Here is a 14,771-nt window from a genome sequence, read left to right on the forward strand (position 1 = left end):
GATCCCAAGCGCTTGCCGCTGGCTTTGGCGCAACGGGCCAGCCGTGGTACCCTCCGCCCATTGGTTAACGAGTTAGACGGGGGCGAGAGCATGTCGATGCGCGCGAATTTGGCAATCTTCACAGGGACGGGAGGCCGCGATCTGCTGCTGGGCGGGGCCGGGGCGGATCAACTCTTCGGGCTGGACGGGCGCGATGAGCTGGAAGGCGGCGCGGGCGGCGATCTGCTGGATGGCGGGCTTGGCACTGATCTCGCCTCCTACCGCAACGCGCTGTCGCGCGTCTGGGTGGATCTCTCGCTCGGGCAGGGCTTTCTGGGCGATGCCATCGGCGATCAGTTTGTCTCGATCGAGGGGCTGATCGGCTCGGCCTATGCCGATCAGCTGATTGGCGATGCGGGCGGCAATATCCTGCACGGGCTCGCGGGCAACGATGTGCTGGAGGGCGGCGCGGGCAATGACAGGCTGCAGGGTGGCATCGGGGCGGATGTGCTGCGGGGCGGCGATGGCTATGACACCGTCACCTATGTCGACTCGGTCTTCCGCGTGATTGTCGATCTGGGCGGCGCGGTTTCGGGGGGTGATGCGGCGGGCGATATCCTGAGCGGGATCGAAGCCGTCACCGGCTCGCAGCAGAACGATATCCTCACTGGCGATGGTGGGGGCAACCGTCTGCGCGGGCTCGACGGGCTCGACGTCCTGCGCGGCATGGGCGGCAACGACAGGCTCATCGGCGGGGCCGGGTTTGACAGCCTTGATGGCGGCGCGGGCGAGGATTGGGCGCAGTACAAGGCCTCGGCGTCCGGGGTGACGGTCAACCTTGCCACCGGGCAGGGCAGCGGCGGCGCGGCGCAGGGCGATACCCTCGCCAATATCGAGAACCTGCTCGGCTCCGGGTTCGATGACCACTTGATCGGGGATGCGGGCGCGAACCGGCTTGTGGGCCTTGGCGGCGATGACACGCTGGAAGGTGGCGGGGGCAATGACCGGCTGTTCGGCGGCCTTGGCGGCGATCATTTCGACGGCGGCGCAGGCTTTGATATGGCTGTTTTCCGAGACGCGACCCAGCAGCTGATCCTGAACTTCCGCAACGATCAGTATTCCGGCGCGGCAACGGGGGACAGCTTCATCTCTGTCGAGGGGATCATCGGCACAGCCTTCAACGATTCCATCGTCACAGGCGATGCCGACAACCGCCTGTACGGCGGCGCGGGCAATGATTTCATGGATGGTGGCAATGGGGATGATCTGTTGATCGGCGGCGCGGGGGCGGATTTCATGCATGGCGGGCCGGGGATCGACACGGCGGGCTATCGCGGCTCCGATGCCGGGGTGACGGTCTTCACCTCGGGCGGGCTCAACACCGGGGGCCATGCCGAGGGCGACGTGCTGAGCTGGATTCACAACGTCAACGGCTCGCTCTTTGACGACAGCCTTACCGGGGATGTGCTGGAAAACCGCTTTCGCGGGTTTGACGGCGACGACAGGCTCACCGGGCGCGGTGCGTCCGACGATCTGACGGGCGGGCTGGGGGCGGATCGCTTCTGCTTCGTGGATCTGGCCGATCACAGCGGCACGGTGCTCGCCAGCGGCGCGCCCATCGCGGGTTTTGCGGGGGCGGATGCCGACAGGATCCGGGATTTCACCTCCGGCGAGGATCTGCTGTGTTTCGAGGCCGCGGCTTTCTCTGGCGATGTGTTCAACACAAATAGCGTTGCCGCGCTGGGGCTGGCCTCGGCCACGGACACAGCCTTCGCCTTCACTGGCGGCACGCTCTTCTATATCTCCTACGCCTCCCAAGCGGATTTCGCGGCGGGGCAGGCCACGGTGCAGGCCTTGGCCGAGTTGGACGGCGTGGCGAGCCTTTCGGCGGCGGATTTCGAGTTCGTCTGAGGCTTAAGGAAAAAAAAACGCCGGTGCCTCAGGGGAAGCACCGGCGAGAGAGAGAGGCCCCGGCCTAAGCCGGAGCGCTCGGGGAAAACGTTAGCTTTTGTTCATGCGGTTGGCGATCAGATCGTCCACCACCGCAGGTTCTGCCAGCGTTGATGTATCTCCCAGCGCTCCGAAGTCATCCTCGGCGATCTTGCGCAGGATGCGGCGCATGATCTTGCCGGAGCGGGTTTTCGGCAGGCCCGGCGCCCATTGGATCAGATCGGGCTTGGCGATGGGGCCGATCTCGGTGCGCACCCATTTCTCAAGCTCCTTGCGCAGCTCCTCAGATGGCTCGATCCCGTTCATCAGGGTGACATAGGCATAGATGCCTTGCCCCTTGATGTCATGCGGGTAGCCCACGACGGCGGCTTCGGCCACTTTCGGGTGCGCCACCAGCGCGCTTTCCACTTCCGCGGTGCCCATGCGGTGACCGGAGACGTTGATCACATCGTCCACGCGGCCCGTGATCCAGTAGTAGCCATCGCTGTCGCGGCGGCAGCCGTCGCCGGAGAAATAGTAGCCTTTGTAGTCGGAGAAATAGGTTTTCTCGAAGCGCTCGTGATCGCCGTAGACGGTGCGCATCTGGCCCGGCCAGCTGTCCTTCAGGCAGAGCACGCCTTCGGCCTCGGTGGTGGTAATTTCCTCGCCGGTTTGCGGATCGAGGATCACGGGAACCACGCCGAAGAAGGGCAGGGTGGCGGAGCCGGGTTTGGTGGCTGTTGCGCCGGGCAGCGGGGTCAGCAGGTGGCCGCCGGTTTCGGTCTGCCACCATGTGTCCACGATAGGGCGGGTGCCCTTGCCGACGACGTCATTGTACCAGTTCCAGGCTTCCGGGTTGATCGGCTCGCCCACGGTGCCCAAGAGTTTCAGATCGCTCAGATCGTATTTCTCGACGAACTCCGGCCCTTGCCCCATCAGCGCGCGGATGGCTGTGGGGGCAGTGTAGAACTGGTTCACCTTGTGCTTTTCGCAGACCGCCCAGAAGCGGCCCGCATCGGGGTAGGTGGGCACGCCTTCAAACATCAGCGTCGTCGCCCCGTTGGCCAGCGGGCCATAGACGATGTAGCTGTGGCCGGTCACCCAGCCCACGTCCGCCGTGCACCAGAAGATGTCGCCGTCGTGGTAATCGAAGGTGTATTGGTGCGTCATCGCGGCATAGACGAGATAGCCGCCGGAGGAATGCACCACGCCTTTGGGTTTTCCGGTGGAGCCGGAGGTGTAGAGGATGAAGAGCGGATCTTCGGCATTCATCGGGCGCGGCGGGCAGTCGGGCGCGGCCGTGGCCATCAGCGCTTTCACGTCCACGTCGCGGCCCTCGATCCATGTCGTCTGGCCGCCGGTGTGTTTCACGACCAAGCAACGCACCTTGTCGGAGCAATGCAGCAGGGCGGCGTCTGTGTTGGATTTCAGCGCTGTCACGCGGCCGCCGCGCGGGGCTTCGTCGGCGGTGATCACCACCTTGGCCTCGCAATCGTTGACCCGGTTGGCGAGCGCATCGGGGCTGAAGCCGGCAAAGACGATAGAATGCACCGCGCCGATCCGGGCGCAGGCGAGCATGGCGTAGGCGGCTTCGGGGATCATCGGCAGGTAAATCACCACGCGATCACCGCGCATCACGCCCTGGCTCAGCAGCACATTGGCCATGCGGCAGGTGTTTTCATGCAGTTCGGCATAGGTGATGTGCTGGGCTTCGGCCTTGGGATCGTCCGGCTCCCAGATGATCGCCGTCTGATCGCCGCGCGTGGCGAGGTGGCGGTCGATGCAATTGGCCGAGACGTTCAGCACGCCGTCCTCGAACCAGCGGATGTCCACCCCGCCGAAGGCGAAAGAGGTGTTCTTCACCTGCGTGTAGGGGGTGATCCAGTCGATCCGCTTGCCGTGTTCGCCCCAGAAGGCTTCCGGATCGGCGATGGAAGCGGCGTACATCTCTTGGTATTTGGCCGTGTCGGCATGGGCGCTGGCAGCAAAGGCCGCGCTCGGGGCATAGGTTTTTGCCTCGGTCATGAGGTCCTCCCTGAAGGGCCGCCCTGCTTCCCTTCAGGGCGGCGGATCTTGCGTCAGATGGCCAGATATTCGGCGCGGAGTTCCGCGTTATCAAGCACTTCCTTGGCCGTGCCATCAAAGACGATGGTGCCGGTATCAAGGATGATCGAACGATCCGCGAGCTCAAGCGCGCGCACGGCGTTCTGCTCCACGATGATCGTCGTCATGCCCTGTTCCTTGATGATGTTCAGGGTTTTCTCGATCTCGTCCACGATCACCGGCGCAAGGCCTTCGTAGGGCTCATCCAGCAAGAGCACCTTGATGTCGCGCGCCAAAGCGCGGGCGATGGCCAACATCTGCTGCTCGCCGCCCGAGAGCGTCACGCCTTCCTGCTTGCGGCGCTCGCCAAGGCGCGGGAACAGATCGTAGATCCGCTCAAGGGACCAGCCGACGGGCTCCACAATCTGGGCCAGCTGCAGGTTTTCCTCCACCGTGAGGCCCGGAATGATCCGGCGATCCTCCGGCACGAGCCCGATGCCCGCCACGGCGGCCTCATGGCTGCGCATCTTGTGCAGGGGCTGGTGATCGAGCCAAACCTCGCCATGGGTGATCATCGGATCATCCAGCCGCGCGATGGCGCGCAAGGTGGAGGTTTTGCCCGCCCCGTTGCGGCCCAGCAGGGCGAGGATCTCGCCCTCGTGGACGTTGAAGCTCAGGCCCTGCACGATGTAGCTCTCGCCGTAGTAGGCGTGCATGTCCCACACCGAGAAATAGGCCGGGGCCGTGGCGGCGTGGTTGGCGTTCTTCGAGAAATCTGGACGTTCGTTCATCTGTCCGTCTCCTTAGTGCGCCTGACCGAGGTAGGCTTCCTGGACCTTGGGGTGGCCCTTGATGTTTTCCGGCGTGTCTTCCACCAGCGGGGTGCCTTGCGCGAGCACGGTGATGCGCTCGGCCAGCGAGAAGACGACGTGCATATCGTGCTCGATGATCGCCATGGTGATGTCGCGCTTCTCCTTGATCTCCTTCAGAAGGTCGATCGTGTTGTTGGTGTCGGCGCGCGCCATGCCGGCGGTGGGTTCATCCAGCAGCAGGAGGCGGGGCTGTTGCACGAGGCACATGGCCATCTCCAGCCGCCGCTTGTCGCCGCGGGAAAGCGAGGCCGCGTGCATGTCGCGTTTCTCGATCATGTTCACGTCGATCAGGATCTCCTCGGCCTGCTCGTTCAGGCTTTTCTCGTGCTGCACGCTTTCGAAGGCATGCATCCGGAACGCGCCGTCGCGGCGGGCGAAGCAGGGGATCAGCACGTTCTCCATCACCGAGAGATCACCGAAGATCTCGGGCGTCTGGAACACGCGGCTGATGCCCATCTGGTTGATCTCATGCGGCTTACGCCCCAGCACGGACTGGCCATCGAACATCACCGAGCCCGTATCGGGGATCAGCTTGCCCACGAGGCAGTTCAGCAGGGTGGATTTGCCCGCGCCGTTGGGCCCGATGATCGCGTGCACGGTGTTTTCCTGCACGCTGAGGTTCACATCCCCCAGCGCCTGCAGGCCGCCGAAGCGCTTGTTGACGTTCTTGACTTCAAGAATACCCATTCTCGCGTCTCCTTATTCGGCCACATGCGGGCTGGGTTTCGGGTGGTGCTCCGGATCATTGCCGGGCGTTTGCGGCTTCTTGCGCTTGAACATCCGCGCGATGCGCTGGCCGCCTTCCACAAGGCCACCTGGCAGGAAGATCACGACGAGCATGAACAGCAGGCCCAGCGTCAGGTGCCAGCCCTTGCCCACGAAGGGGTGGATGATCGTCACCATGAAGTCTTCCATCCCGTCAGGCAGGAAAGAGAACCAGCTGTGGAGCACGTTGTCATTGATCTTGGAGAAGATGTTCTCGAAGTACTTGATGAAGCCTGCGCCGAGCACGGGGCCGATCAGGGTGCCCGCACCGCCGAGGATCGTCATCAGAACCACCTCGCCCGAGGCCGTCCACTGCATGCGCTCGGCACCGGCGAGCGGGTCCATCGCGGCAAGCAGGCCACCGGCGAGCCCGGCATACATGCCCGAGATCACGAAGGCCGCAAGCGTGTAGGGGCGGGAGTTCAGCCCGGTGTAGTTCAGGCGCTGCTGGTTGGATTTGATCGCGCGCAGCATCATGCCGAAGGGCGAGCGGAAGAGACGCACCGAGAGGTAGAACACGACGATCATGATCACGGCGCAGAGGTAGTAGCCCGCGTTGAAATCAAACGACCACGCGCCCGCGTCCATCGTGTAGGTGGAGCGCATCGACAAGCCGAAGAGATGCGGCAGGTCGGGTGAACTGGCCCCGGCGAAGATCTGCGGATCATCGGCATAGACCTGCAAGCCGGTTTCACCGTTCGTGAGGTTGAACTTCGGGTTCGACAGCACCGAGTAGGCCAGTGCGAAGGACATCTGCGCGAAGGCCAGTGTCAGGATCGAGAAGTAGATCCCGGAGCGGCGCAGGCTGACGTAGCCGATCAGCACCGAGAACAACCCCGCCACCACAACGGCCACGGCGATGGCCGGGATCACGTTGAAGGTGAAGAGCTTGAACATCCAGACCGCCGCATAGCTGCCCACCCCTAGAAAGGCCGCGTGGCCGAAGGAGAGGTAGCCCGTGAGGCCGAAGAGGATGTTGAAGCCCACAGCGAAGATCCCGAAGATCACGAAGCGCTGCATCAGGTCCGGGTAGCCCGCGTTGAACTGCGCCAGGGCGCTGTTCGTCGGGAAGGGGTTCAGAAGGAAGGGCGCCAGCATCGTCAGCAGGAAAACGACGATGAGGAGCGTGGTGTCTTTGCGGTTCAGTCCAAGCATTGGCTTATTCCTCCATCACGCCTTTGCGGCCCATCAGACCACGCGGACGGGTCAGCAGCACGACAATGGCGACGAGGTAGATGATGATCTGGTTGATCCCGGGGATCGTGGTGGTGGCCCAGGTGGTGGAGGCGAAGCTTTCGAGGATGCCGAGCATGAAGCCCGCCAGCACCGCGCCCGGAAGCGAGCCCATGCCGCCCACAACAACAACCACGAAGGAGAGCACGAGGAAATCCATGCCCATGTGGTAGTTGGGCGGGTTCAGCGGACCGTACATCACGCCCGCAAGGCCCGCCACGGCGGCGGCGATGCCGAACATGATGGTAAAGCGGCGGTCGATGTTGATGCCCAGCAGGCCCACGGTTTCACGGTCCGCCATACCGGCGCGCACGACCATGCCGAAGGTGGTGAACTGCAGGAAGCCGAAGATGCCCGCGATGATCACCATGGAGAAGAAGAAATACACCAGACGCCAGATCGGGTAGATGATGCGGTTGGCCTCGAAGCCGATCATGGTGCCGATGTCGAGGCTGCCTTTCAGCGCGCTCGGCTCAGGCGTCTGGATCGGGTTGGCACCGAAGAAATACTTGATGATCTCCTGCAGCACGATCGCAAGGCCGAAGGTCACGAGGATCTGATCGGCGTGGGGGCGCTTGTAGAAATGCTTGATCAGCCCGCGCTCCATCACGTAGCCGATGCCGATCATCACCGGGATGGTGACGAGGATCGCCAGGGGCACCGACCAGTCGATCAGCGCACCGCCGATTTCGGGCCCGAACCAGGCCTCCACGTAGGGTGTTTCCACCTTCAACGGGTTGCCGAGGAAATCTTTCTTGGTTTCGTCGATGGTTTCGAAGGACAGGCCGAGCAGCTTGTTGAGCGTCACGGCGCAGAAGGCACCGATCATGAAAAGCGCCCCGTGGGCGAAGTTCACCACACCGAGCGTGCCGAAGATGAGGGTCAGGCCGAGGGCGATCAGCGCATAGGCCGAGCCCTTGTCGAGGCCGTTGAGAATTTGAAGAAGGAAGGAGTCCATCGGATCCACCTGAAGGTTCAGTGAGTGGCTGGCGCAGGCCGGGCCGGTCAATCTGTGGGCCGCGCGTCAAGGCGGCACAGGGTGGCACAGGCCGGGCCAGTGAAGGCCCCGGCCGCGTGAGGCGGCCGGGGGTGGGGCGGTTTAAGCGCCCGCGTTACATTCGCCGAGCGAGGCGTCGTCGCCGCCGAACATCGGGTGGTTCGGTGCATAGGTCACCTGCTCCACCGGCGTGATCTCGACGATCTCCAGCGTGTCGTAGGCGTTCGTCGGGTTCTGCGCACCGCGCACGACGAGCACGTCCTTGAAGCACTGGTGATCTTCGGCGCGATACAGCGTCTTGCCGTTGCCGAGGCCGTCGAACTCGAAGCCTTCGAGCGCTTCCACCACACCACAGGGGTTGAAGGTGCCGGCACGCTCAACGGCATCTGCATAGAGCAGAACCTGCGCGTAGCACGTCTGGGCGGAGTTGGACGGCGGCTTGCCGTATTTCTCACCGAAGGACTTCACGAAGGCCTGGGAGCCTTCGTTCTGCAGCTGCCAGTTGTAGTTCATGGAGCCCAGAACGCCCTTGATGTTCTCGCCAGCACCGGCAGCCATCAGCTCGGAGTAGAGCGGAACGACGATCTTGAAGTCCTTGCCGTTGGCGACCTTGTCCAGAAGGCCGAACTGGATGGCGTTGGTTAGCGAGTTCACCATGTTGCCGCCGTAGTGGTTCAGCACCAGCACATCAGCACCGGAGTTCAGCACCGGGGCGATGTAGGAGGAGAAGTCGGTCGAGGCGAGCGGGGTTTTCACCGTGTTCACGGTTTCCCAGCCCAGGGCCTCGGTGGAGGCCACGATCGATTCTTCCTGGGTCCAGCCCCAGTTGTAGTCGGCGGTCAGGTGGTAGGCGCGGCGCTCGTTGCCCATCTCCTTGGCCAGCACCGGGGCGAGAGCCGCACCGGACATATAGGCGTTGAAGAAGTGGCGGAAGCCGTTGGCCTTGCGGTCCTTGCCGGTGGTGTCGTTGGCATGGGTCAGGCCGGCCATGAAAATCACGCCTGCGTCCTGGCAGAGGCCCTGAACGGCCACGGCCACGCCCGAGGACGAGCCGCCGTTGATCATGACAGCGCCGTCTTTTTCGATCATCGACTTGGCAGAGGCGCGTGCGGCGTCAGACTTCGTCTGGGTGTCGCCGGTCACGAACTGGACCTTCTTGCCGAGGATGCCATTCCCTTTGAGTGCCTTCGAGGTGAAGGTGTTCAGGCAGCCGCCATCGCCTTCGCCGTTCAGGTGCTCAACGGCCAGCTGCTGCGCGAGCAGCTCGTCGTTGCCTTCATCGGCGTAAGGGCCGGTTTGCGGCACGTTGAAGCCGAGGGTTACGGTGCCGCCAGTGGGTTCGTTCGTGAAGGCGGCTGCGGACTGAGCGGTGAAGATCGTGGGGACGGCAAGGCTCGTCCCGGCGACTGCACCGGTCTTCAGCACACCACGGCGTGTGAGGTTGGATTTGGACATCAAGTTCCTCCCTATGATGTTTTCCAGTGGTGGTCGTACCTCCTCCGCACGGCACCACGGGCCTTTTACAAGACACATTCATTATCGGGTGAGTGTCGAAAATTTCGCAACAACTGCTTTGAAAGTAACAAAAAATTTGTAAAATACCTGACAATGGCGCTGCAGCATTTGTAAACGGATTTACGCGCAGGTGCAGAAAGTGCTTGGAATGACGGAGGGATTTTCATGGCCAAACCCACCCTGACAGGGAACCGGATTCGCGAAAGGCGGGCGGTTTTGGGCCTGAAGCAGGCCGATCTTGCCCGCAAGGTGGGGGTTTCGCCCTCCTATCTCAACCTGATCGAGCACAACAAGCGCAGAATCGGCGGCAAACTGCTGGTGGATCTGGCGCGCGAACTGGACGTGGAGGCCTCGGCGCTCACCGAAGGCGCGGAGGCCGCGCTTCTGGCCGCCTTGCGCGATGCCGCCATGGGCCAGACAGCCGCCAGCCCCGAACTGCCCCGGATCGAGGAATTCGCCGGCCGCTTTCCCGGCTGGGCCGGGCTGATCGGCTGGCAGCAGCGCCACATCGCCACGCTGGAGCGCACGGTGGAAACCCTGACCGACCGGCTCACCCATGATCCTTTTCTCTCCACCTCCCTGCACGAGGTGCTCTCGGCGGTGACGGCGATCCGCTCCACCGCCACGATCCTGAACGACACCAAGGACATCGAGCCCGAATGGCGCGAGCGCTTCCATCGCAACATCTTTGATGACTCGCTGCGGCTGGCGGAAAGCTCGCAGGCGCTGGTGAGCTATCTGGATTCCTCCGGCGATGCCGAAACCACGCTGGCCTCCCCGGAAGAAGAGCTGGAAAGCTGGATGGAGAGCCGGGGCTACTATGTGCCGGAGCTGGAAAGCGGCGAAACCTCTGCCGCCGATCTGATCGAAGCCGCCAGCGAGCTGACCTCCAGCCACGCGCGCACTGTCGCGGGCTATTACCTGTCGCGCTACATGCAGGACGCGCGGCGGATGCCGATGGAGGCGCTGGCGGATGCGGTGGCCGAGCATGGGCTGGATCCGGCGGCGCTGGCGCAGGGGTTCGGCGTGGATATGGCCGCGGTGATGCGCCGGCTTTCGGTGCTGCCCGCCGCCAAAAGCGAAGAGCGGCTGGGGCTCGTGGTTTGCGACTCTTCCGGCACGCTGTCGTTCCGCAAGCCGCCCGAGGGCTTCCCGCTGCCGCGTTTCGGCGCGGCTTGCCCGCTCTGGCCGCTTTATCAGGCGCTCTCGCGCCCGATGGCCCCGATCCGCGCCGCGATCCGCACCACGGGGCGCAACCCGCGCCGGTTCCTTGTCTACGCGATCTCCCAGCCCGCCTATCAGGCCGGGTTCGACAGCCCGCAGGTGTTCGAGGCGACGATGCTCATGGTGCCGGAAAGCCGGGCAAAACTGCCCGAGGGCGATCCTTTGCCGGTGGGCACCTCCTGCCGGATCTGCGCCCGGCGTCGCTGCGCCGCACGGCGTGAGCCCTCGATCCTCGCGGAAGGGTTTTGACAGCCGCGCGGCGACGGGCAATAGTGGCCGGACGGACGGAGCCGCCAGTTTGTCAGGGGGAGTGACAGATGGGCAAACACATACTCGTCATCGAGGACGAGCCCAACATCATCGAGGCGATCCGCTTCATCCTCAGCCGGGACGGCTGGCGGGTGGACACGCACTCCAATGGCGAGGACGCCGTGGACGTGGTGCAGCGCACCGCGCCCGATGTGCTGATCCTCGATGTGATGCTGCCCAACAAGTCCGGCTACGACATCCTGAAGGAGCTGCGCGCGCAGGAGGCCACGCAGGCCCTGCCGATCCTGATGCTCACAGCCCGTGGCCAGACGAAAGATCGGGAAATGGCCGAACGCTACGGCGCGAGCCAGTTCATGACGAAGCCTTTCTCCAACGCCGAAGTGCTTGAGAACCTGCGCCAGCTTGTCGGCGCGGGCACTTAGGCCCGGCCATGCCGACGCTGAAGGAGCCGCCGCAGAAATCCGTTTTCGTCGCGCGGGAAACCTATCGCCAGCGTCGCACCATGGATGCCGCCCGGCTGCTGCCGCTCTTTGGCATCCTTGCCCTGCTGCTGCCTCTGTTCTGGTCGGAAACGGTGACGGCGGAGCGCGGCACCTCGCGCGGGGTGATCTACCTCTTTTCCGTCTGGATCGTGCTCATCCTCTGCGCCGCCTACCTGAGCCGCCGCCTGCGCGCCGTGCTGCGCAAGGGCGATGAGGATGGCGACAGCGGGGAGGGCGGCTAGATGTCCTTCAACCTGCTCGTCGGGGTCTGCCTTGCCTATGTGGCGGCGCTTTTTCTGGTGGCCTTCTATGCCGAACGCCGCGCGCAGGCGGGCAAGATCGGCTGGCTGCGCTCGCCCATCGTCTACACGCTGTCGCTGTCGATCTATTGCACCGCCTGGACCTTCTACGGCGCCGTGGGCTACGCGGCGCGCTCAGGGCTTGAGTTCCTGGTGATCTACCTCGGGCCGACGCTGGTGATGGTCGGCTGGTGGTGGGTGGTGCGCAAGCTGGTGCGCATCGGCAAAACCCAGCGGATCACCTCCATCGCCGACCTGATCTCCTCGCGCTATGGCAAATCCAACCTGCTGGGCGTGATCGTGACATTGCTCGCCGTTGTCGGCACCACGCCCTATATCGCGCTGCAACTGCAGTCGGTGACGCTCTCCTTCGCCGTCTTCGCAGGGGATTGGCAGGCCTCGGGCGGGCAGGCCTCGGCCTGGCAGCCGGCGGATCTGAACGCCACCGCGCTCTGGATCGCGGCGGGGCTGGCGCTGTTCACCGTGCTGTTCGGCACCCGCAACCTTGATGCCAACGAACGCCACCACGGGGTGGTCTCGGCCATCGCCGTGGAGGCGGTGGTGAAGCTCGTCGCCCTCGTGGGCGTCGGGATCTTCGTCGTCTGGGGCGTGGCGAGCGGCCCCTCCGACATCCTCGCCCGCATCGACGCCTCCCCCATCGCCGACTGGCAGCCCGACGCCAGCCGCTGGGTCTCGCTCACCTTCCTGTCGGCGGTGGCCTTCCTGTGCCTGCCGCGCATGTTTCAGGTGATGGTGGTGGAAAATGCCGACGAGCGCCACGTGGCCACGGCCAGCTGGGCTTTCCCGCTCTACCTCTTCCTGATGTCGCTCTTCGTGGTGCCAATCGCCGTTGTCGGCCTTGGCATGCTGCCCGAAGGCGCGAACCCCGACCTCTTCGTGCTGACGATCCCGCTGGCCACCGATCAGGACGGGCTGGCGATGCTCTCCTTCCTTGGCGGTTTCTCGTCGGCCACTTCCATGGTGATCGTGGCGGCCATCGCGCTTTCGACGATGGTCTCCAACCACATCGTCATGCCGCTGTGGCTGTCCTTCTCGCATAAGGGCGCGAGCGTTTCGGGCGATGTGCGGCAGGTGGTGCTGATTGCGCGGCGTTGCTCCATCGCAGCGGTGCTGCTGCTGGGCTATGCCTATTACCGCATCTCCGGCGGCGGCGCGGCGCTGGCGGCCATCGGCCTGATCTCCTTTGCCGGGGTGGCACAGGTGCTGCCTGCGATGATCGGCGGCATCTTCTGGCGCGGGGCCACGCGGATCGGCGCGGCGGCGGGGCTGCTCACGGGCTTTGCCGTCTGGAGCTACACGCTGTTCCTGCCCTCCTTCGGGGGCAGCTTCCTGCTGAGCGAAACCGTGCTGGCGGAAGGCCTGCTGGGCCTCACATGGCTGCGCCCGCAGGCGCTTTTCGGGATCGAGGGGCTGGATCCGGTGGTCCATGCGGTGATGTGGAGCATGGTGCTCAACACGCTGGCCTTTTGCCTCGGTTCGCTCTTCAGCTTCCCCGGCCCGCTGGAGCGGCTGCAGGGCGCGCAATTCGTCAACGTCTATGAATACGGAAGCTCCGCACGCGGCTGGCGCGGCGGCCTCGCGGAGGCGGAGGATCTGCTCGTCATGGCCCAGCGCATCCTTGGCGGCGATCAGGCGCAGGCCCTGTTCCAGCGCGCCGCGAAAGGGCAGGGCAAGGGGGGCTACCTGCCCGATCCCTCGCCGGATTTCCTCGAGATGCTGGAACGCGAGCTTTCGGGCTCCGTAGGCGCGGCCACAGCGCACGCGATGATCGCGCAGATCGTGGGCGGGGCGAGCGTCTCGGTGGAGGATCTCATGGCGGTGGCCGACGAGGCGGCGCAGATCATGGAGTATTCCAACCGTCTGGAGGCGCAATCGGCCGAACTGGGCCGCACCGCGCGCCAGCTGCAGGAGGCCAACGAAAAGCTCACCGAGCTTTCGATCCAGAAGGACGCCTTCCTGAGCCAGATCAGCCACGAGTTGCGAACGCCGATGACCTCGATCCGGGCTTTCTCCGAGATCCTGCGCGACGGCGGCTCCGTGCCGGAAGAGGAAGTGCACAAGTTCTCCAGTATCATCCACGATGAGGCTGTGCGTCTGACCCGTCTTCTGGATGATCTGCTGGATCTGAGCGTGCTGGAAAACGGGCAGGTGATCCTGAACGAGCAGGCCGGGAACCTGAACGATCTGCTGGATCACGCCATCGCTGCCACGCATTCGGCCCGCAAGGAGCGCCCGATGCGGATCTTCCGCGACGAGCATGCCGAGGATCTGCTGATCTACACCGACACCGACCGCCTGAGTCAGGTCTTCATCAACCTCATCTCCAACGCACAGAAATACTGCGACGCGCCGGAGCCCGAGTTGCACATCCATGTGCGCCGGCGGGGGCCGCGGGTCGATATCGTCTTTGCCGACAATGGCACGGGCATTCCTGAAAAGAGCCAGACGCTGATCTTTGAGAAGTTCTCGCGCCTGTCAGATCAGGCGGCGGCAGGTGGCGCGGGGCTTGGGCTGGCGATCTGCCGGGAGATCATGGCCAATCTGGGCGGGGAGATCATCTACCTGCCGGGGCAGGGTGGCGCGGCCTTCCGCGTAACGCTGCCCTTGGCGCGGCCGAAAGCGGCGGCGGCGCAGTAGTCAGAGGTTAAAAAACGAGAAACGCCCGCCACTGTGGTGACGGGCGTTTGTTTGTAAATTTCGAGGCTTAGCCTTGGGCGGCCAGCTGCTCGATCTGCGGGCGCAGGCCTTCGGTCTGATACCCGGCCCGCGTGCCTGCGGCGATTATCTCATCCGTCGGCAGCTTCCCGGCCATGGCAAAAGACCACAGGACCGTGCAGCGGTTGCCCGAAGCGCAGTAGCCCAGCACCTTGCCGTCGCTCTCGGCCAGCGCGCGGCCCTGCGTTTCGATGATCTCCATCGTCAGGTTGCCGTGGCTGAGCGGGTTCAGCACGAAGCGCAGCCCGGCGGCTTCCGTCGCGATGCGCAGCGCCTCAGCCTGCAGTTCGGCAGGCACCTCGGCGTCGGGGCGGTTGCAGATGACCGTGGTGAAGCCGGCCGCCTTTATGGCGGGCAGATCAGCAGGCTCGATTTGCGGGGTGACCGAGTAGCTCGGGCTGATGTCACGAATATCCATGCAACTCGC

General features: G+C 64.3%; 12 protein-coding genes. 5 read left to right on the top strand and 7 right to left on the bottom strand.

The features are described 5' to 3' along the window. The first annotated feature begins 96 nt into the window (after positions 1–96). Entirely contained in the window at positions 97–1,890 is a 1,794-nt protein-coding gene (locus KVX96_RS07450) for a calcium-binding protein (RefSeq protein ID WP_261193713.1), read from the top strand. 90 nt (positions 1,891–1,980) lie between these two features. On the opposite strand, the gene acs is transcribed toward KVX96_RS07450, so the two are convergent. The 6 genes from acs to KVX96_RS07480 form a co-directional block, all read right to left on the bottom strand. Continuing rightward, positions 1,981–3,933 (bottom strand): acetate--CoA ligase, encoded by a 1,953-nt coding sequence (gene acs / locus KVX96_RS07455; protein WP_261193715.1) that lies wholly within the window; start codon positions 3,931–3,933, stop codon positions 1,981–1,983. 53 nt (positions 3,934–3,986) lie between these two features. After that, on the bottom strand, positions 3,987–4,742 hold the full coding sequence (locus tag KVX96_RS07460) for an ABC transporter ATP-binding protein (RefSeq protein ID WP_261193717.1): 756 nt from the start codon (positions 4,740–4,742) through the stop codon (positions 3,987–3,989). Between the two features lie 12 nt (positions 4,743–4,754). Beyond that, on the bottom strand, positions 4,755–5,510 hold the full coding sequence (locus KVX96_RS07465; protein WP_261193718.1) for an ABC transporter ATP-binding protein: 756 nt from the start codon (positions 5,508–5,510) through the stop codon (positions 4,755–4,757). A 12-nt stretch (positions 5,511–5,522) separates the two neighbouring features. Next, positions 5,523–6,743, bottom strand: coding sequence for a branched-chain amino acid ABC transporter permease (locus KVX96_RS07470; protein ID WP_261193720.1), 1,221 nt, complete (start codon positions 6,741–6,743; stop codon positions 5,523–5,525). 4 nt (positions 6,744–6,747) lie between these two features. Then, positions 6,748–7,779 (bottom strand): branched-chain amino acid ABC transporter permease, encoded by a 1,032-nt coding sequence (locus tag KVX96_RS07475; RefSeq protein WP_261195405.1) that lies wholly within the window; start codon positions 7,777–7,779, stop codon positions 6,748–6,750. 141 nt (positions 7,780–7,920) lie between these two features. Then, positions 7,921–9,273 carry a substrate-binding protein gene (locus KVX96_RS07480; RefSeq protein WP_261193721.1) on the bottom strand — a complete coding sequence of 451 codons (1,353 nt, stop codon included), beginning with the start codon at positions 9,271–9,273 and terminating at the stop codon, positions 7,921–7,923. Positions 9,274–9,498: 225 nt separating this feature from the next. On the opposite strand from KVX96_RS07480, the gene KVX96_RS07485 reads away from it, so the two are divergent. The 4 genes from KVX96_RS07485 (at position 9,499) to KVX96_RS07500 (ending at position 14,266) form a co-directional block, all read left to right on the top strand. Next, positions 9,499–10,806 carry a helix-turn-helix domain-containing protein gene (locus KVX96_RS07485; RefSeq protein ID WP_261193723.1) on the top strand — a complete coding sequence of 436 codons (1,308 nt, stop codon included), beginning with the start codon at positions 9,499–9,501 and terminating at the stop codon, positions 10,804–10,806. A 68-nt stretch (positions 10,807–10,874) separates the two neighbouring features. Beyond that, positions 10,875–11,249, top strand: a complete 375-nt coding sequence (locus KVX96_RS07490; RefSeq protein WP_261193725.1) for a response regulator transcription factor — start codon at positions 10,875–10,877, stop codon at positions 11,247–11,249. Between the two features lie 8 nt (positions 11,250–11,257). Continuing rightward, the gene (locus tag KVX96_RS07495) at positions 11,258–11,551 is read left to right on the top strand and encodes a hypothetical protein (protein WP_261193727.1); all 294 of its coding nucleotides are present in this window, start codon (positions 11,258–11,260) and stop codon (positions 11,549–11,551) included. Further along, entirely contained in the window at positions 11,552–14,266 is a 2,715-nt protein-coding gene (locus KVX96_RS07500) for an ATP-binding protein (RefSeq protein WP_261193729.1), read from the top strand. A gap of 67 nt (positions 14,267–14,333) precedes the next feature. Here KVX96_RS07500 and KVX96_RS07505 read toward each other — a convergent pair whose 3' ends face one another. After that, on the bottom strand, positions 14,334–14,762 hold the full coding sequence (locus KVX96_RS07505; protein WP_261193731.1) for a TIGR01244 family sulfur transferase: 429 nt from the start codon (positions 14,760–14,762) through the stop codon (positions 14,334–14,336). Positions 14,763–14,771: the final 9 nt, after the last annotated feature.

This window comes from Pseudoruegeria sp. SHC-113 (assembly GCF_025376885.1).
In the GTDB taxonomy this organism is placed as follows: domain Bacteria; phylum Pseudomonadota; class Alphaproteobacteria; order Rhodobacterales; family Rhodobacteraceae; genus Pseudoruegeria.

What these genes read in the sequence shown, in the direction of transcription:
- KVX96_RS07485 (WP_261193723.1), top strand. Translation starts at nt 9,499, where the DNA reads ATGGCCAAACCCACCCTGACAGGGAACCGGATTCGCGAAAGGCGGGCG.
- KVX96_RS07495 (WP_261193727.1), top strand. Translation starts at nt 11,258, where the DNA reads ATGCCGACGCTGAAGGAGCCGCCGCAGAAATCCGTTTTCGTCGCGCGG.
- acs (WP_261193715.1), bottom strand. Translation starts at nt 3,933, where the DNA reads ATGACCGAGGCAAAAACCTATGCCCCGAGCGCGGCCTTTGCTGCCAGC.
- KVX96_RS07460 (WP_261193717.1), bottom strand. Translation starts at nt 4,742, where the DNA reads ATGAACGAACGTCCAGATTTCTCGAAGAACGCCAACCACGCCGCCACG.
- KVX96_RS07490 (WP_261193725.1), top strand. Translation starts at nt 10,875, where the DNA reads ATGGGCAAACACATACTCGTCATCGAGGACGAGCCCAACATCATCGAG.
- KVX96_RS07480 (WP_261193721.1), bottom strand. Translation starts at nt 9,273, where the DNA reads ATGTCCAAATCCAACCTCACACGCCGTGGTGTGCTGAAGACCGGTGCA.
- KVX96_RS07470 (WP_261193720.1), bottom strand. Translation starts at nt 6,743, where the DNA reads ATGCTTGGACTGAACCGCAAAGACACCACGCTCCTCATCGTCGTTTTC.
- KVX96_RS07505 (WP_261193731.1), bottom strand. Translation starts at nt 14,762, where the DNA reads ATGGATATTCGTGACATCAGCCCGAGCTACTCGGTCACCCCGCAAATC.
- KVX96_RS07500 (WP_261193729.1), top strand. Translation starts at nt 11,552, where the DNA reads ATGTCCTTCAACCTGCTCGTCGGGGTCTGCCTTGCCTATGTGGCGGCG.
- KVX96_RS07465 (WP_261193718.1), bottom strand. Translation starts at nt 5,510, where the DNA reads ATGGGTATTCTTGAAGTCAAGAACGTCAACAAGCGCTTCGGCGGCCTG.
- KVX96_RS07475 (WP_261195405.1), bottom strand. Translation starts at nt 7,779, where the DNA reads ATGGACTCCTTCCTTCTTCAAATTCTCAACGGCCTCGACAAGGGCTCG.
- KVX96_RS07450 (WP_261193713.1), top strand. Translation starts at nt 97, where the DNA reads ATGCGCGCGAATTTGGCAATCTTCACAGGGACGGGAGGCCGCGATCTG.